The sequence below is a fragment of the Candidatus Saccharibacteria bacterium genome, assembly GCA_017983775.1.
GTDB lineage: Bacteria > Patescibacteriota > Saccharimonadia > JAGOAT01 > JAGOAT01 > JAGOAT01.
Genome location: JAGOAT010000019.1, coordinates 1 through 17,031, shown reverse-complemented (window position 1 = coordinate 17,031; position 17,031 = coordinate 1). Strand labels below are relative to the sequence as shown.

Sequence of the window (17,031 nt, the reverse complement as noted above, 5' to 3'; positions counted from 1 at the left end):
AGATTTGCCTAGATGTATAGTACCATTATGGTTTAGTTTAATTAAGCTCAAATTAACCAGATTAAAAATTATTAGAAGAATAGTACTCGTCACTCCGGCTAATGTTGATAAGTCTAGCAAGTTTGCAAACAAGAAAATTACAATACCTGATATCAGGGTAATCCTAGATGGTACATTATTTCGATTCAGTTTGTTAATAAAATCAATATTAAGCCAGGGATGATCTCGGTTAGTACCATAGATTAAGCGTGAGACCATAATTATTTGGATCAGTATCCCATTGGTGATGGCAGCTAGACCAATTAGCCCAAGGATATTTAAGTCTATGTTCGTGGAGGTTTTGAATACATCACTAAGCGGTGCTGTAGAATTGCTCAATTGATCGATGCCAAGTACTGATTGGGCGATCAAGCCAACCGATAGATAGATAATGCCAGCAACAATTAGGGATATATAGATACCTCTAGGCATAGTTTTGTTTGGTGATTTGACCTCTTCTGCTATATTCGACATGTCTTCGAAGCCGAGATATGCATAAAATGCTATAAATGCCCCAGATAATATCAATCCAAAATTATCAACTATGTTACTAGCTGATAGGTTGAGATTAATTGGAATATCTTTATTGTCAAGGTAAAACCAGCCAGATACAATGACCATTATTAGGCCTAATATTTCGAGCCAAGTCATCAGGCTAGCAATTTTTACGGCACGATCAACTTGATTTACCGCTAGTAGGGTCATTGTGCCAATTAGTACCAACATCAGCAGTCTATGATTTGTATTTGGTATGAATTTATCAAAGTATCCCAAAAATCCCCTGGATAAGGTAGCTGAAGACACTATGCCAGATAGAGCAATTCCTATGGCTGTGACCAGGGGTAATAGCTTATTGCTAAAAGCAGCTTGGACGTAGGCTGCTTCACCACCACTTTTTGGGTAGACACTTGATAACTTAGCAAAGCTGTAAGCACTGAGGGCTGCTACTAGACTAGCAAGAATAAAAGCAAAGGGCAGTAATGGTCCTGATTCTTTGCTGACTTCTCCAATCAAGACATAAATCCCTGCTCCAAGAATATTGCCTAGGCCATAGAGTACCAATAGGTTTAGACCAAGTCGCCTTTTTAGTCTTTGATTTTTACCCATTGGCTTAATATTACCATGGTTCTAAAATTATATTTTAAGATTGACAATTTTTGAGGATCTTTGACGTTACACCGTACAGACTATCTAATATATGTCATAATCTAGCTATAGACTATTTTTGACTTATCGAAAACAGTTTGAGGTGTCCCCTCAAAGTACGTAGTAGTGTTTTGAGGGGTAGTTAGTGTATGATACTATTATGTTCGCATTTTTAGCTGGAGAGATAAAAGATATACAGCCAGACGGTAGGGTTATTCTGATGGTTGGAGGGCTTGGTTTTGATATTCAAATTAGCACAAGGGACTTAGCTAGTATCCAACTGAATCAGGAGTTAAATATTCATATTTATGAGCATATTCGTGAAGATCAATTTAGTATTTATGGGTTTATGGATATTGGTACAAAGAATCTATTTATTCGCTTGATTGGAGTTAGTGGAGTTGGGCCCAAGGTAGCTTTAACGATCATATCTAGTCATAAGGTACAGGAATTGATACAAGCGATAGAGCAGGGGGATACTAAATTGTTTGAACAGATATCTGGTGTGGGAAAAAGAACTGCCCAAAAGATTATTTTGGATCTACGTGGGAAACTGGTTATTGGTGATGATAATAAGACCAAGAAGCCAAAAGCCAGTCAGCCATTATTTCAAGCATTAGAGCAACTTGGATATAAATCAGGACAGATTATGCAGATAGTTGGTGAAATTGATCAAGGACTGAGTTTATCCGATCAGATAAAGTTAGCATTAAATGCATTAAAGAAATGATAGATCATAGCAATCCAAAAGTGATTACTACTGAAGAGATTGAGCTTGAGGTGACTCTTAGACCCCAAAGGTTCGATGAGTACATTGGTCAAGAGCGAGTAAAATCTAGCCTTGATCTAGCAATTAGGGCGGCTAGAAAACGTAATCAACCAATCGATCACGTATTGCTATATGGACCTCCAGGCTTAGGCAAAACAACTTTGGCGCAAGTAATAGCAAATGAATTAGGTACTAGTATTAAGATCACAAGTGGACCCGCCATTGAGAAAGCAGGTGATCTTGCAGCCATTTTGACCAATCTAGAAGAGGGAGATGTTCTGTTTATTGATGAGATTCATCGTTTGCCTAGACAGGTTGAAGAAATCTTGTACTCTGGCATGGAGGATTTTGTCTTGGATATAATGCTGGGCAAGGGACCATCAGCTCAAAGTGTTAGGGTGGACTTGGCACCATTTACAGTTGTGGCTGCCACTACCAAATACGGTGGCTTGTCAGCACCATTAAGAGATCGGTTTGGCTTGATTCATCACCTGGATTTCTATTCTGAAAATGAGATTGCTAATATCTTAGAAAGGTCTAGTAAGATATTAAATGTAGAGGGTAATAGATCAGTATTGGAGTTACTGGCTAAAAGATCTAGATTGACACCTAGGATAGCAAATCGTTTATTGAAACGGATTAGGGATTATGCCGATGTCCACAATCAAGGAAGAGCTACGGATGAGATCGTTAGAGATTGCTTGGATTTACTTGAAATTGATGATCTGGGTCTCGATAAAAGGGACAGAAGATTATTAGCTGTCATTAGTGAGTACTATGGAGGAGGGCCCGTAGGACTAAATGCCTTGGCGGCCACTATGCATGAAGAAAGCCAGACCATTGAAGATGTTTATGAACCATATTTAATGCAGATTGGTTTTATCAAGAGGACACCTCGAGGAAGAAGCTTGACCTCTCAGGGTGAGAATTATCTAGCTAACATGTTATAATTTTGATATGGAGGCTGATAGAAAGTATCATTATCCTGGGCAAAATGACGATGAGGTGGTCAAGAGGATTGCCTATAGGCATTGGGCTTATTTGTTACCTGCTTTTGGCTTAGCCATAACTATGCTGGCGGTTGTGGCTTTTTTGGTTGTTTATACATGGACAGCTTCTACTAGTAGTGGTGAAATGAAGATAAATCTAACTATGATAGCGATTTTTCTCATGCTATTTACTGTTGGTTTTATGCTTGCCAGTATTTGGATTTGGCATAACAATAAGATAATCATCACTAATCAAAACTTGGTTGAAGTAGAGCAAAAAAGCCTTTTTAATAAATCAATATCTACTTTGAGGTTAGTTAATATCCAGGATGTTAGTGCCGATGTCAGTGGTCCTTTTCAATCAGCCTTGGGTTATGGGACAGTAACAGTTCAATCAGCTGGAGAGAAGAGAAACTTTATTTTTCAATATGTGCCACAAGCTTACGAATTGAAAGATTATATTAGCGATTTGCATTTATATGCAGCTACTGATCAGGGTGATAAGTTGATAGACCGCTAGCGGGCAGATTTGAGCAAAAATTTATTGCTACTTGAGTTGGCTTTATCGGGTTTTTCTAGGGTGGCGTAAAGAGAATATTTTGTATAGGGTCCACCAGTAGGACTCGGTTGATAAATATAATCATTACCCTGGGGATCAATCGGTAGGTTAGCAATATAGGGTTGGTTATTGTCGGCCAAAACTGCTAAGGACTCTGGATAGACCCCTTTGTCTTCATAATAATATTCAAGGGCTTGTTGAATCTTGGTAATATCTTCAACTCTTAAATCATCTCGTTGGTTAACAGGTATAGAGGAAATTTTTGGAATAATAAAGCTAAGAATACTGATGATTAGTATGGCAGCGATGCTAAGTTGTAAGATCTTTTTTGAATTCATCCCGTTTGCTTAATGTAATATTTGGAGCTTTTTGATAACTTGGCTCAATGTAGCCTTCTATTAGTGTAGCATTATCTAGGCGCCTGATACCAGACTCAATCCAATCTGATCCGTTGGTAGATATCACGGGTTTTCCTGAATAAAAATGCCAAGTATTGGCAAAAACTCCAGCTATTCTGATGCCCGTAAATGATCCAGTATTGTCTCTGAGGACTATCCCATCAATATCTTTTAGCCTAATTAGGCTTGAAATTTTACCGATCAGCTGATCTGCCAAACGTCTATTTAAAGGAGTAGAAAGTTGCTTGATTAGATGGTTGCTTTGATAGAGATACAACTTTAGATTAGGTTGAGTCGCATCGATTGCTAGATAATAGGATTTGTTATTAGTCATTTTGATATTTTACTTGAATATTACGAGATTGATAATCCTGATCAGGCTGAGCTAGGTAAGATATGTCTATTGTGATCTGCCTATCAAATTCCCAATTGAATTTATCCAACCATTCAATTGCAACAATTGTACCAGGCATCATAACTTGTTCAATAATTGAGTGATAGAGATTATCATCTAGGTTGGTTAGTCGATAGAGATCCCAGTGTTCTAGGGTAATGTTATTAGATTGGTAACTCCTATGGAGATTAAAACTAGGGCTTATGATGGTATTTTGGATCCCGAGAGCTTTTGCAAAGCTTTTTAAGAAACTAGTCTTACCAGCACCTAGGGGTCCAGATAGTTTAATCACTAGGCCAGTTCCTTGAACCGACAAGGTTGATTTTTGGGATTTCTCGGTCTGGCTGAGGATCAATTGAGCCAAATCCCGAGCCAAATCCTGCATCTGTTTTAGGTTTAGAGAATAATTTTCTGATTTCATCACGATATTCATAAAATATATAGCCTACTATAGCACCAATCAGGCCAAAAATTAAGTAGCTACTTGATGATTTATTGCTAGAAGAAGATTTTTTGGTTGTTGATTGGGGTATATCTTGAGGTGGCTGACTGGGCAATGTGTCTTGGCTGTAATTCAGTGGCTGGCTAAATGGCTGGCTAGTAGAGTTGAGATTTGAGGGGTTGGGTTGACTGGAAGTTTCCTCAGAATCTTCAGGGCTGTATTGATAGAGTCCGATAGATTGATCATCATTGGATTTGGAAGACTGATTATCAGAGGCAGAGGGAGTGGATTGGCCAACTGAGCCTTGTTGATCTGATTTGTTTTGGTCAGTTGGGATCATGACAGGTAAAGCATTGGGTTGACTTGGTGTTGGAGATTCTAGCCACTGCCAACCAGTCTCTGACCAACCCCAGCTAGCATCGGTTTGTGCATCTTGGTAGCTAGTTTGGTCTACTAATGTACCAGCTGGATCCACTAGGCTAATAGTTTCTTGATCATTGTTTAATGATAACTTGCTTGTATCTTTACCGATTGCCAGATATTGGCCGGGATCAATTACTACCTTGCCAAATGTGTAGGCTTTTTCAGATTGATCAATAATCTGCCATCCCTCAAGAAAGACTGGATAGTCAAAGAGGTTTTTGATCTCAATAAACTCTTGATTGTTATCACTTGGTTTGCCGATTATTTCTGACAAGACTATTGGTGGATAGATTACGGATTGGGCAAATATTTGGATTGGTGATAGAGTGCTTAGGGCAATGATTAGATAACTAAATGCACGAGCACCAGATAGCTTTCGCATAATTTACCTCCTTGGTTGGATAAGAGTATAAACACTCAAAAATATTACTTTAATATTATCTCAAGAAGTTAATTGATACAAGCATGAGAGTTTTTGTTTTTGGTTTGCTGATGATATAATTGAAATGTAGTTCAGGCTACTTATTGGATTCTTATTTTATTAAATTAATAATTTTTCTTAGATTTTGTAATACTTTTGGATTGGTCATTAGGGTTGGATCTTAAAAGTTGTGGCTATTTAGATCTAGGATAGAAGGGAAAAACTATGTTTATTATCTCATTTATCGTCGGGCTTCTTCTTGGGGTAGGAGTCTTATTTTTGGCTGAAAAGAAGAATAGGGTTAAAGTAGATCAAAAAGCCAATAATCTCCTAGACAAGGCAAAGGATCGAGCAAAAGATATCTTGCTAGAAGCTAAACAGCAATCTATCAAGGTTATTGATGATGCAAAAGAAGAAGAAAGATCTAGAAGAAAAACCCTTGAAGAACAAGAAACCCTACTAAGTCAGAGACAGACTAAGCTTGATGACAGGTCAGAGCATCTAGAAACCAAGCTGACTGAATTGTCAGATAAAGAGAAGGCAGTAGTAATTCTTGAAGATAAATTAACTGATCTAATAAGCCAAGAGTCTGAAAAGTTGAGCAATATAGCAAAGCTAACTAAAGATCAAGCCAAACAAGAACTCCTCAATTTGACTGAGCAGGAGATCCAGCCAGAATTAATGGGACTAGTATCCAAACTTAAAGCAGATGCAGTGGAGCAAGCAGAAGATTATGCCAGGGAGATCGTATCAGGTGCAATGCAAAGGATTGCTTCAGAGCAAACGGCTGAGAGAACGGTTACATCGGTTTCTATTCCCTCGGATGATATCAAAGGTAAGATTATTGGCAAAGAGGGACGAAATATTCAATCACTCGAAGCATTGAGTGGTGTAGATATTTTGATTGATGAGACACCAGGCATGATTACAATCTCAGGTTTCAATCCAATTAGACGACAGATTGCTAAGGTGGCATTAGAAGATTTGATTAAAGATGGACGGATTCATCCCGGCAAGATTGAAGAGGTTTATCGCAAGGCAGAGAAGAAGATTGATAAGATTATTTTGGCAGCCGCTGAAGATGCTTGTAGGGAGGTTGGTGTGGTTGGTTTACCCAAAGAGATCATGAACTATCTGGGACAATTGAAGTTTAGGACTTCATATGGTCAAAATGTTCTCAAGCATTCTATTGAAATGAGTCTGATGGCCGTAGTGATTGCCAATGAGATTGGTGCAGATGTTCAGGTGGCAAGAACTGCTGCTCTGTTACATGATTTGGGTAAGGCTGTTACCCATGAACTTGAAGGTAAGCATCACCACTTAAGTAAGATGCTTTGTGATAAGTATGGTATTGATCCAGCTATCGGTCATGCAGTAGAAGCTCATCATGATGACATTGAGGCCAACACTGCTGAGGCCATGATTATTAGAGCAGTAGACGCAATTAGTGCCAGTCGACCAGGCGCTCGTAATGATAGTGTTGAGGATTTTGGTAAAAGAATGACTGATCTAGAGAATGTTGCCAAGAAGTTTAGTGGTATTGATCGAGTATATGCTATTTCTGCGGGTCGAGAGATTCGAATATTTGTTAGACCAGATGAAGTAGATGATTTTTCTGCATTACGTATGGCTCGAGATATAGCTAACAAGATAGAAAGTACCCTGAAGTTTCCGGGTACTATCAAGGTCAATGTAATTCGTGAGACTCGGGCTGAAGAATACGCCAAGTAGTAAATTATCACCTCAGACTAGGCATAGAAAATACTGGATTCTCTCTAAGTTCTTCGGACTTCGGAGGATTACAAGACAAGGGACGGGTTTCGGAGGATGACAATGCTCTTCGCGTGTCACCCAACCAAATTGCCGTATGAAATTATGGAGGATCCAGTATTTGTATTAAGAGTCAGGACAATACAAAAATATAATGCTATTATGGTCTATTGATTTTCTGATTTCAATAGTCTAATATAAAGCTAGTGCTAAAACAAAAATAAATCTATGATCAAGCTTAAGTCACTATTTATCCCCCATCACGGTAATTTGCATAGACCACATTTGACTAGATGGTCGATGTTGTCAGTATTTGGGTTGGTTGTGATCGGTATGCAGTTGGCCTTCAATATAGCGATATCTGGACATCCTGGTATTTTGGGTTATGCAACAAACATTGATGCTGGCAGTCTGAATTCACTAAGCAATGCCCAGAGGACTGCAAATGGTTTGCCAGCTCTAGCCTATAATCAAACCCTCGCTAATAGTGCTTATCAAAAAGCAATTGATATGGTCAATAATAACTATTGGGCTCACGTTTCACCGAGTGGCGTCAGTCCTTGGTATTGGTTTGGAGCTGCAGGATATAGCTATAGTAGTGCTGGAGAAAATCTAGCCAAGGATTTCAATACAAGTAGTGGTGTAGTCAATGCTTGGATGGCAAGTCCTACCCATCGAGCCAATGTCTTGGGTAACAATTTCACTGAAGTTGGTTACGCAGTGGTCAATGGTACTTTGCAAGGCCAACAAACCACTTTGGTGGTAGCGCACTATGCTACACCAGTCGCAGTAGCCACACCGGCGGCTAGTCCAGCACCAGCCCAACCTGCTCCAGCAGTAATTCCCAACCCTGTCCAAACGCCTGTAGTAAGCACTCAACCACTGCAAACTACCCCACAAGCCTCCGAGGTAACTCAGGAGGAAAATCCAGCCCCAGTAGTTGAGGAAGCACGTGAATTGGAGGAGCCAGAGCTCAAATATGATCTACTCCAGTATTTACAAAACCCTACAAAAAGCTATGGAGTTTATAAAGATCAGTCAGCTTTGAGCTGGGATACCAATTCGGTCAATCTAGATCCTGGTAATCTAACCCAAGAGAGTAGCTGGGTAGACCAGACTATTAGTCGATTGAGTGCTAATATTGCCAGTTATAATTGGGCGATCCGTTTGAGCTTAATCTTACTCCTACCTCTATTTCTCATTATTGCTATGGAGTTTGCAATAGTTTATAGTAGGCGACATATTCACCGCTCAAACCATCATCACCATGCTTTTATCAAGGCAAGCTTGATTATGGCGGTGATTGTTACACTACTTCATAGTGGTAGTGGCATGATCGGTTAGATCTGGTATGTTAGTGGTTTTTACACTTTAACTTGGCACACATTTACTTTTGGTTTCCTCTGATGCTTTGGCATCACATTATAGACAGCTAGAATAAATAGATACTCAACTGAAAGAAGTCGAATGGGTTGCAAGCGATATTTTGGTTTGCGTTATAATAGATAGTACATGACGGCAATATTTGAATACTTATTGTTTGTACTAGCTACATATTTAGTATTTTACCCTGTGGAAAGATTTGCCAGAAACTTGGGAGTACTTGACTATCCCAATCATCCCAGAAAGAGACATAAGGTCCCAGTAACTTCTTGGGGTGGATTAGCTATTATAATCACGCTGAATGTCGCAGTACTGCTTACTGGCTTTATTAACCCAGTTCAGCTACTTATCGTTAATGGGTTTGGTTTGATCGGGCTGATCGATGACTGGAAGGGAATTGATGGTAGGGTTAAGTTGGTGCTATTGGTGAGCCTGTCTGCTTTGCTGGTCATTAGTGGAATCAGGATTGATAGTGTCAGTAATCCTTTTAGTTCTGGGCTTTTGGTTTTTGGTGGAATGACTGCTGTGATAATAAGCATTGGTTGGCTAGTATCTATACCTGTTATTTTTAATTTTTTGGATGGTGTAGATGGGCTAGTCTCCGGTACTAGTGTTTTGAGTGGGGTATTTATCGCTGCGATTGCCTCTAGGACTCTGGTCAATCAGCCAGATCTCGCTAGATTTGGATTAATGATCAGTGCTACAGCTTTGGGGTTTTGGTTAGTTAACCGTCCACCAGCAAAAGCTTTCTTGGGGGATGGAGGGTCTTACTTTCTTGGGGTACTATTTGCAATATTAGCAATTATTTCAGGCACTAAGATTGCTACAGCTTTATTGATATTCACCTTACCAGTACTAGATAGCTGTATAGTAGTGGTAAGAAGATTATTACATGGTAAATCTCCATTCATGGCAGATAGGAGCCACTTGCATTTTGTTTTGCTGGATCGAGGTTGGTCTACTTGGCAAGTTTTGGGTTTGTACTATGGATTGACCATGATATTTGGATTAATAGCTATCTATGCTACAACTTTATTGAAATTAGTAGTATTGGCTAGTGTTGGTATTCTGGGCATTGTGTTGACATTGCGCCTGGTAGACAATTTTGTGATTAAACGCTAGAATATTACTCATGAATCAAAATTTTATAGCAAATATCATTAGTAAGATTCGTGGACAATACAAGTGTCCTAGTTGTAGTTCCCAGTACAATCTATCTGATTTAGTGGTGACCAATCAAGCCAGCAATCAGTTGATTATCAGATTAAACTGTCATAATTGTCAAATGCCAGTCAATGTCAGTGTGATGACTAGCCAGCCCAAAGACAGTAGTACAGTCTCCCATCAGCCAGTCGACAAATTTGCTTTTGGTGAGGAGAGCGTGGTTGGCCATCAATTAGCAATTAACCCAAGGGAAATATTAGATTTTAAGAATTTCCTCGATTCGCAAGTATAATCAGAAAGGATAATATATGAAGAAAGTAGTATTAGAAGAGCGTCAGGAGTTGGATCTTAAGAAATTGCGCAATATGGGCTATGTTCCAGCAGTTATCTATGGAGGCTCAGATTACAATCAGCACCTTCAGGTCAATGAAAAGCTAGCAAAACAGTGGGTGGAAGCTGGTTCAAGTCATATCTTCGAGGCCGAACTGGACGGTAAAGAGTTGAGATTTTTGGTTCATCAATACCAACCAAACCCAGTTACGGGTGGCTTATTGAGTATGGACCTATATTTGGTCAAGGCTGGACATAAGATTACAGCAATGGTCCCAATCGTTCTCACGGGTGATTCTCTAGCAGTACGAAATCATAGTGGTGAGTTAAGTCAAGAGGTCTATCAACTAGAGGTCAATGCATTGCCAAAAGACTTACCCGAGTCCATAGAATTAGATCTAGGGGTATTAGAGAATGTTGGTGATTCAATCTTAGTTCGAGACCTCAAGCTTCCATCTGGGATAGAAGTTTTACTCGACGATACTCAGATGATTGTAAAGGTTAGTCAGCCAAGAGAAGAAGAGCAAGATACTGACTCTCAAGCAGAACAAGCTTCAGGAGATGATGGATCTATTTCGACAGAAAATCAAGAATAGATAATACATCAAGTTTGTTTAATGGATTTACCAAAGATCAAGTCAAGGCTTCGAAGATATTGGATTGCAGGCTTGGTATTCTTGGTAATTGCTCTCTTTGGTCTGTTATCTTGGTATAGATTGCCAGTGATAGATCAAGAAGTCGTAGTAGAATATGGTGATAGCTTTGATGACGTTAGTGCTAAGTTAATAGATGCTGGGTTGGCTCGAAATAGATTGGTGGTCAAGCTAGTTTATAAATTAAAAGGTTCTCCTGAATTACATCAAGGTCAGTATTTATTGAATAACCGTAACGGTATTGATCAAATGATCGATGATCTACTAGTAACGCCTGCCAGTCTAAGTATTACTATCCCAGAAGGACTGAGAATAGATGAGCAAGCCAGTAGATTAGTACAGATCAGTGATAGTTTTCTCGATTTTGAAGATTATTTAGATAATTCAGAGCTAATCAATAAATTGCCAGAACAGTTTGGAAGGATATATAGTCTGGAGGGATTCATGTTTCCAGACACATATTTCTTGGGGGTTGACCAGGGTTCGAGTCAGTTAGTGAGTTTGATGATAGACCATTTCAACAAGATTTTTGATAATGAGCTAGCCGACCAAGTATTGCCAGATGGTCTTGACTGGTACCAAGTGCTCAAGCTAGCGTCTGTTGTTGAAAAAGAGGCGAGGACTAGCCAAGACAAGAGATTGATTGCAGGAGTATTTCTCAATAGATTAAGGATTGGGATGAAGCTAGATAGTGATGCTACTATTAATTATCAAACCAAGGCTGTGGCAACATCTGCTAGTGATCTCAAGATTGATTCACCTTATAATACTTACCTATATACTGGTTTGCCACCAACTCCGATTAGTAACCCAGGGCTTGAGTCAATTTTAGCGGTAATCAATCCAGAGAATAACGATTATTTTTATTTTCTAGCTGACCCAAATGGAGAAGTCCATTATGCCAGAACTTTTGAAGAACATCAGGCAAATATCGTAAGGGTTTATTAGAAATCCAAGGAAATATCTTATTAGATATGTCGTTATAATTTTGAGCTTGCTATAATACCAAAGTTGGCATACAATAAGCTTAAGGATAATAAAATAAAATTGGAGGAATAGATGGTAAATAAATTAAAAGGACTGATGATCCTCTTAGTAGTTGGATTTTTATTCGGCTTTGGGATATCTCAAGCTGAGGCTGCTGAGGTGACTACTAGTGTAGACCTGACCCCCTTAAGTAATAGTGAACTAGGAACGCTAGGTATACCTTGTGTTGATGATGCTATAGATTGTGTCGAAGTACCAAGTGGTTCTTTTGACAGTAACGTTACGGGGAATACTACCTTCTTTGGTTACAGACTATCAGCCGATATCTGTGCAGATAGTGCCGATCTGATATCTGCAACCAGTAGCCTTATTGTTAGTGGCTCTTTGCCAAACTTGATTGATGAGGATGGAGTGCTAATGATGATGGGTGATTCTTCTGGGCCAGCATTATTGTCTAATTTTTCTGTCAGTAGTGGCAATCTGTATGAATTTGGTGGTGTATCAGCTATATCTAGGGGTATCAATTCGACTTTCCTGGGCATAGGAGAGATACCAGTTCTTGATGAAGGATTGATAGAGGGAGAATTTAATCTAATGGGATATACTTTTGGTGATCTATCAAACTTGATTGTATTGGTAGAGCATGATTTAAGTGATGGACTATTAAATGGTGCAGTTACTTCTTATCCAACCGTAACCATCACCTATGATGATAGTGCTTGTCCAAGTGTAGGAACTGATACTGATGGAGATGGTATTAGTGATGATCAAGAGATGACTGATGGTACTGATTATATGGATCCTTGTAGTCCAAATCCTTATGCATTACCAGATGGGGATTGTGATGATGATGGATTAACCAACGGTCAAGAAGATACAAATGGTAATGGTCTCTATGATCAAGGCAGTGAGACAGATCCTACTAATCCCGATACTGATGAAGATGGCGTGGTAGATGGAGAAGACTCAGCCCCACTAGACAGATGTCTACCAGATACTACACAGTGTGATGAAGACAATACTACTCCGGTAACCACCTTACCAAAAGCTGGTATCCCTGTAGCTATCTTTAGTGTAGTTGCTTCAGCTATTATTCTTTCAGTCTACAAATTGCGAAAGAGTAGCTTGAGCTAAGGTTTATATAGGAGAATAATATGAAAAAAATAATTAATAAATTAATGATAGCAGCAGCACTATTGTTGGCAGGAAGTGTAATGAGCTTCTCATCTCCGAGACTGGAGGCTGCTGAGGTGACTACAGATGTAGATTTAGTACCATTGTCTGTTATTGAATTAGGAAATCTTGGCATAGATTGTAATGGCATTTCTGAGATGTGTCTTGAAGATATGACGGGTAGTGTAGACAGTAGCGTGACTGGTTTGACAACTTTCTTTGGTTATCGATTTGCATCAGATGTCTGTGCTGATTCAGCGGATTTAATATCTGTCAGAGTCAGCACTACAGTTTCAAATTCCAATTCTAATTTGATAGACGGCAATGGAGTTATGCTAATTGCTGGAGACTATAATTTAGTTGCTCCACTAACACTCTTGACTATCAATGAGGGTAGTTTATTGAACAGTGCATTTAGTGGGCCTGATGTAATATCTAGAGGATTTGATACTAGTATGTTGCAAGCAGGAGAGACACCACTTCCTGATGATGGGTTACTGGATGCCGTGTATGACTTGAGTGGTTACACTATGGCTGATCTCTCAGACTTGATTACTATAGTCCAGCATATCCAGTATGATCCATTAACAGCTGGAGTAACAACATCATTGCCAACCGTAACCATCACCTATGATGATAGTGCTTGTCCAAGTGTAGGAACTGATACTGATGGAGATGGTATTAGTGATGATCAAGAGATGACTGATGGTACTGATTATATGGATCCTTGTAGTCCAAATCCTTATGCATTACCAGATGGGGATTGTGATGATGATGGATTAACCAACGGTCAAGAAGATACAAATGGTAATGGTCTCTATGATCAAGGCAGTGAGACAGATCCTACTAATCCCGATACTGATGAAGATGGCGTGGTAGATGGAGAAGACTCAGCCCCACTAGACAGATGTCTACCAGATACTACACAGTGTGATGAAGACAATACTACTCCGGTAACCACCTTACCAAAAGCTGGTATCCCTGTAGCTATCTTTAGTGTAGTTGCTTCAGCTATTATTCTTTCAGTCTACAAATTGCGAAAGAGTAGCTTGAGCTAAGAAGAATCTAGCCCACTCTTGATATATTAATTATTCTATTGACAAGTATTAATAGTAGACATAAGATTTATACATTATTAATACAAGGAGTAATCGGGCTATGAGTAGGATTAATTTTTATAATGAGTCTAAAAAAAAGGATATCAAGACTACCATCCTGAAGGTATCATTGGCATTGGCCTTGTCAGCCCAGTTGCTTGCTACTGGATTCGTAGCTGAAGCTGGAGGAGGTTTAATAATCAATTCACCAGTAGATGGTTCTACAGTAGATCAACAGAGTATTACTATCAACGGTGTAGGCGGTCCAGATAGCTACATTCACCAAATAGTTGATGGTAGAATTGTTGCTGAAACTATGACTGATATTAATGGCAATTGGGAACTTAGAAATGTTGATTTAGTTTGTGGTACTGATAATCAGATTGTATTGGAAAACAGTATTTTTCCAGCAACTAATAGCTTTAGTCAAAATTATTTCTCTGATTGGGCTGTAACACTGGCTAATGGCTATGAAGTAAGTATCGGTGTAAATAGGAGATACATAGAGTTCTATCAGACTCAAGATCCAGTAGCGACTGTAGATCTAGGCATAGATAGTGAGGCTGCTGCTTTAGTGCAATATGGTGATTATGTATATGTAGCTACTTCTATCAATAATCCGTCCATGGCAACTGTTATTAGTAAGATTAATATATCTAATCCATTAAACCCCTATATTGAAGATACTTTTTTGACGGGTAGTGGTTCAGCAGCTTACCGGCAGAATAGTACATCTATTGTGATAAATCAAGACGGAACAACCTTGTTTGTTGGACCTAGCAATAACTATCAAGTGGATGCTGTTAATACTACTGATGGATCAATATTGGCTAGCTATAACCCAATCAACAATGGTGGTTCAAGTTCTATGTCTTTAGACATTTCTGATAGTGGCCAATATCTATATATCTATAATTATGATCCAAATGATATACTTAACTTCTCTAGTATTGACATATCAAGCTTCAATGGTGGTGCCGATGGGGATCTAATCTTGTACGGTCTATATGAAATACCAGCGGGGTTATATGCTAGCCTACCCTCTGGTAATTCTAATGCTTACGATATAATATTTGCTAGCGATGATCCAAATAGGCTGTATTTAGTTAATCAAGGTTTGGTAGCCTGGATAAACCTTGACCCAACCAATGAAGGTATGTTTGTTAGTGTGGTTGAGAATACATCGGCTATATTGGACAGTGCAAATTTAATGGTCAAGGCCGATTGTGAGTCGGATGTCATTTCTCAAGTCAAAGTCTTGCCAAATACCGGGTCAGATAATAGTTTATTTATCCAGATATCGATAGTCAGTCTGGGTCTGTTTCTGGTCGCAGGTTTGAAATTATGTAAAGGGGTTGATGCAACTAAGCCCTAGGTGTTACCTTATCAGAATAAAAACCCCGATATAATATCGGGGTTTTTATTTACAAGCGTAAGCACTTAGCGTACACTAGTAAGGTAAGTGTAAGTTTAAGAGAGGAGGAGAGGTGTTTCAAAATAAATTGTATACAAAGATAATTAATAGCTTGGCCATATTGATATTTTTGGCATTACCATTGGTCAACGGTGTTAGCTTAGAGGCAGCTAATACCCTAGCTAAATCAGGAGTGGCTAGTAGTCCAGCGAATTCGACTACAAATGTCGATCGTGGAGGAACAATTGATTGGACAGTCGATCTGACAACAGATGGTACTACGGAATTGAAGCTTCAGGACTCTATTACTGGTGATCAAGAATATGTGCCAGGTAGTTTAGTGCTACCTAGCGTCAATGATAGTGCTGGAGGGATTGATTATAGTTGGGATTCCAGCTTTTATGATGATTTGGGATGTAACACTAGTGGCCTAGAGAGTGAGGATACTAAGTGTTTGGAGGCTATGTCTAGTGGACTTATATCTGGTGGATTAAATGGTTTCGGTGGAGTGATTGATAGCCCACCAGCTACGACTATCAATGCTGGTACAGGTGGTGACGGATATGTACCTGTGATTTATGATGGCAAGATCTATTCCTTTTATCACTACGGACATACCAATGCCATTAGTTGTGTCGATATGTCTACTTCAGCAATCTGTACAACTGGTAGTTGGCCTAGTTATTTTAGTAGTGATCCAGGCTCACCACTTGGAACAGGTACCCAGGATATTTGGTCTGGATATTTCAATGAGGTAGTCCAGAGAGATAACTACGCCTATTATATTGCACAAAGAGCCAATGATGTCGGTATAGGTTGTGTAGACTTGAATACTTATACAAATTGTGGATATACTCAGCTGGCAAGTATTCCAAGACAAGTACCAGCTAGTGTATTGGACGCAAAATTGTTTACTACCCTGGCTAATCCCGTTGAATATCAAGGAAAGATCTATACATATGGAAAGGATGGCAATTTCTATTGTGCTGATATTACCACCATGCCGACAAGCGTTTGTAGTGGCTATCCTGTAGCAACTACAAGTCCTGCTATTGGTGATAACAAATTTTTTGCACAGCAGCAATTGATTGGTGACAAGGTTTATTATCTTGCAAAGAGTAAAGATTCCAATAATGAAATAATCGGATGCTTTGATCTGACGCTGGCTAGTAGTTGTGTGGGATTCTCGGCTACCAGTTCCGGGATGAGTGGCACTGCTTTTATCAGGAATATGATTACTATATATGACACCTCGATGAACCCAACTGGGTTTTGCAATCTATTTGATACATTTGCCTTCCATATATCAGGCAATTTATATACAAATTTTATAGAATGTTTTGATTTGCTGGGTAATTCAGTAGCTTCCCCCGGCAGTAATTTTGTTCCTGGTATTACTTTGGGGACTAGAACCTCTATGATATCAGGATATGAAGAAGAAATTTTTGGTACAAGAGTTTACTATCCGCTGACCCAATCC

The 17,031-nt window shown here is 39.1% G+C and carries 18 protein-coding genes; 13 read left to right on the top strand and 5 right to left on the bottom strand.

The features are described 5' to 3' along the window. A partial coding sequence (locus KA531_02895) for an amino acid permease (GenBank protein MBP6005823.1) occupies positions 1 to 1,146 on the bottom strand: 1,146 nt, incomplete at its 3' end. A 199-nt stretch (positions 1,147 to 1,345) separates the two neighbouring features. On the opposite strand from KA531_02895, the gene ruvA reads away from it, so the two are divergent. The 3 genes from ruvA to KA531_02880 are packed head-to-tail and all read left to right on the top strand — an operon-like array spanning position 1,346 to position 3,463. Then, a complete protein-coding gene (gene ruvA / locus KA531_02890) occupies positions 1,346 to 1,915 on the top strand; it encodes a Holliday junction branch migration protein RuvA (GenBank protein MBP6005822.1) in 570 nt (189 codons plus the stop codon). Beyond that, positions 1,912 to 2,904: a Holliday junction branch migration DNA helicase RuvB gene (gene ruvB / locus KA531_02885; protein ID MBP6005821.1), complete on the top strand. Its 993-nt coding sequence runs from the start codon at positions 1,912 to 1,914 to the stop codon at positions 2,902 to 2,904. Before ruvA ends, ruvB begins: the two co-directional genes overlap by 4 nt. Positions 2,905 to 2,911: 7 nt before the next feature. Continuing rightward, positions 2,912 to 3,463 (top strand): PH domain-containing protein, encoded by a 552-nt coding sequence (locus KA531_02880; GenBank protein MBP6005820.1) that lies wholly within the window; start codon positions 2,912 to 2,914, stop codon positions 3,461 to 3,463. On the opposite strand, the gene KA531_02875 is transcribed toward KA531_02880, so the two are convergent. From KA531_02875 to KA531_02860, 4 genes are read right to left on the bottom strand one after another with little or no spacing between them, the layout of a single operon-like run. Next, positions 3,460 to 3,840 carry a type II secretion system protein GspG gene (locus tag KA531_02875; GenBank protein ID MBP6005819.1) on the bottom strand — a complete coding sequence of 127 codons (381 nt, stop codon included), beginning with the start codon at positions 3,838 to 3,840 and terminating at the stop codon, positions 3,460 to 3,462. The two genes, KA531_02880 and KA531_02875, sit on opposite strands and share 4 nt — an antisense overlap. Beyond that, the gene (locus tag KA531_02870; protein MBP6005818.1) at positions 3,812 to 4,234 is read right to left on the bottom strand and encodes a hypothetical protein; all 423 of its coding nucleotides are present in this window, start codon (positions 4,232 to 4,234) and stop codon (positions 3,812 to 3,814) included. The genes KA531_02875 and KA531_02870 overlap by 29 nt, the downstream gene beginning before the upstream one ends. After that, complete coding sequence (gene tsaE, locus KA531_02865) at positions 4,227 to 4,658, bottom strand: tRNA (adenosine(37)-N6)-threonylcarbamoyltransferase complex ATPase subunit type 1 TsaE (GenBank protein ID MBP6005817.1); 432 nt, start codon at positions 4,656 to 4,658, stop codon at positions 4,227 to 4,229. Before tsaE ends, KA531_02870 begins: the two co-directional genes overlap by 8 nt. Continuing rightward, positions 4,579 to 5,541: a lamin tail domain-containing protein gene (locus KA531_02860; protein MBP6005816.1), complete on the bottom strand. Its 963-nt coding sequence runs from the start codon at positions 5,539 to 5,541 to the stop codon at positions 4,579 to 4,581. Before KA531_02860 ends, tsaE begins: the two co-directional genes overlap by 80 nt. 264 nt (positions 5,542 to 5,805) lie before the next feature. Here KA531_02860 and rny point away from each other — a divergent pair, with 264 nt between their 5' ends. From rny to KA531_02810, 10 genes are all read left to right on the top strand, one after another. Further along, on the top strand, positions 5,806 to 7,311 hold the full coding sequence (gene rny / locus KA531_02855; protein MBP6005815.1) for a ribonuclease Y: 1,506 nt from the start codon (positions 5,806 to 5,808) through the stop codon (positions 7,309 to 7,311). Between the two features lie 267 nt (positions 7,312 to 7,578). Continuing rightward, positions 7,579 to 8,694 carry a hypothetical protein gene (locus KA531_02850; protein MBP6005814.1) on the top strand — a complete coding sequence of 372 codons (1,116 nt, stop codon included), beginning with the start codon at positions 7,579 to 7,581 and terminating at the stop codon, positions 8,692 to 8,694. Between the two features lie 168 nt (positions 8,695 to 8,862). Further along, complete coding sequence (locus tag KA531_02845) at positions 8,863 to 9,855, top strand: undecaprenyl/decaprenyl-phosphate alpha-N-acetylglucosaminyl 1-phosphate transferase (GenBank protein MBP6005813.1); 993 nt, start codon at positions 8,863 to 8,865, stop codon at positions 9,853 to 9,855. Between the two features lie 10 nt (positions 9,856 to 9,865). Further along, positions 9,866 to 10,189: a hypothetical protein gene (locus tag KA531_02840; protein ID MBP6005812.1), complete on the top strand. Its 324-nt coding sequence runs from the start codon at positions 9,866 to 9,868 to the stop codon at positions 10,187 to 10,189. 16 nt (positions 10,190 to 10,205) lie between these two features. Further along, a complete protein-coding gene (locus KA531_02835) occupies positions 10,206 to 10,823 on the top strand; it encodes a 50S ribosomal protein L25 (protein MBP6005811.1) in 618 nt (205 codons plus the stop codon). Positions 10,824 to 10,844: 21 nt separating this feature from the next. Further along, entirely contained in the window at positions 10,845 to 11,828 is a 984-nt protein-coding gene (gene mltG, locus KA531_02830) for an endolytic transglycosylase MltG (protein MBP6005810.1), read from the top strand. 111 nt (positions 11,829 to 11,939) lie between these two features. Next, positions 11,940 to 13,001: a hypothetical protein gene (locus KA531_02825; GenBank protein ID MBP6005809.1), complete on the top strand. Its 1,062-nt coding sequence runs from the start codon at positions 11,940 to 11,942 to the stop codon at positions 12,999 to 13,001. A gap of 20 nt (positions 13,002 to 13,021) precedes the next feature. Then, positions 13,022 to 14,098 (top strand): hypothetical protein, encoded by a 1,077-nt coding sequence (locus tag KA531_02820; GenBank protein MBP6005808.1) that lies wholly within the window; start codon positions 13,022 to 13,024, stop codon positions 14,096 to 14,098. A gap of 100 nt (positions 14,099 to 14,198) precedes the next feature. Beyond that, on the top strand, positions 14,199 to 15,512 hold the full coding sequence (locus KA531_02815; protein ID MBP6005807.1) for a hypothetical protein: 1,314 nt from the start codon (positions 14,199 to 14,201) through the stop codon (positions 15,510 to 15,512). Positions 15,513 to 15,624: 112 nt separating this feature from the next. Next, positions 15,625 to 17,031 (top strand): hypothetical protein (locus tag KA531_02810; protein ID MBP6005806.1); only part of this gene is annotated, 1,407 nt, incomplete at its 3' end.

What these genes read in the sequence shown, in the direction of transcription:
- KA531_02845 (MBP6005813.1), top strand. Translation starts at nt 8,863, where the DNA reads ATGACGGCAATATTTGAATACTTATTGTTTGTACTAGCTACATATTTA.
- KA531_02875 (MBP6005819.1), bottom strand. Translation starts at nt 3,840, where the DNA reads ATGAATTCAAAAAAGATCTTACAACTTAGCATCGCTGCCATACTAATC.
- rny (MBP6005815.1), top strand. Translation starts at nt 5,806, where the DNA reads ATGTTTATTATCTCATTTATCGTCGGGCTTCTTCTTGGGGTAGGAGTC.
- KA531_02820 (MBP6005808.1), top strand. Translation starts at nt 13,022, where the DNA reads ATGAAAAAAATAATTAATAAATTAATGATAGCAGCAGCACTATTGTTG.
- mltG (MBP6005810.1), top strand. Translation starts at nt 10,845, where the DNA reads ATGGATTTACCAAAGATCAAGTCAAGGCTTCGAAGATATTGGATTGCA.
- KA531_02835 (MBP6005811.1), top strand. Translation starts at nt 10,206, where the DNA reads ATGAAGAAAGTAGTATTAGAAGAGCGTCAGGAGTTGGATCTTAAGAAA.
- KA531_02870 (MBP6005818.1), bottom strand. Translation starts at nt 4,234, where the DNA reads ATGACTAATAACAAATCCTATTATCTAGCAATCGATGCGACTCAACCT.
- KA531_02850 (MBP6005814.1), top strand. Translation starts at nt 7,579, where the DNA reads ATGATCAAGCTTAAGTCACTATTTATCCCCCATCACGGTAATTTGCAT.
- KA531_02815 (MBP6005807.1), top strand. Translation starts at nt 14,199, where the DNA reads ATGAGTAGGATTAATTTTTATAATGAGTCTAAAAAAAAGGATATCAAG.
- KA531_02840 (MBP6005812.1), top strand. Translation starts at nt 9,866, where the DNA reads ATGAATCAAAATTTTATAGCAAATATCATTAGTAAGATTCGTGGACAA.
- KA531_02880 (MBP6005820.1), top strand. Translation starts at nt 2,912, where the DNA reads ATGGAGGCTGATAGAAAGTATCATTATCCTGGGCAAAATGACGATGAG.
- ruvA (MBP6005822.1), top strand. Translation starts at nt 1,346, where the DNA reads ATGTTCGCATTTTTAGCTGGAGAGATAAAAGATATACAGCCAGACGGT.
- ruvB (MBP6005821.1), top strand. Translation starts at nt 1,912, where the DNA reads ATGATAGATCATAGCAATCCAAAAGTGATTACTACTGAAGAGATTGAG.
- KA531_02860 (MBP6005816.1), bottom strand. Translation starts at nt 5,541, where the DNA reads ATGCGAAAGCTATCTGGTGCTCGTGCATTTAGTTATCTAATCATTGCC.
- KA531_02825 (MBP6005809.1), top strand. Translation starts at nt 11,940, where the DNA reads ATGGTAAATAAATTAAAAGGACTGATGATCCTCTTAGTAGTTGGATTT.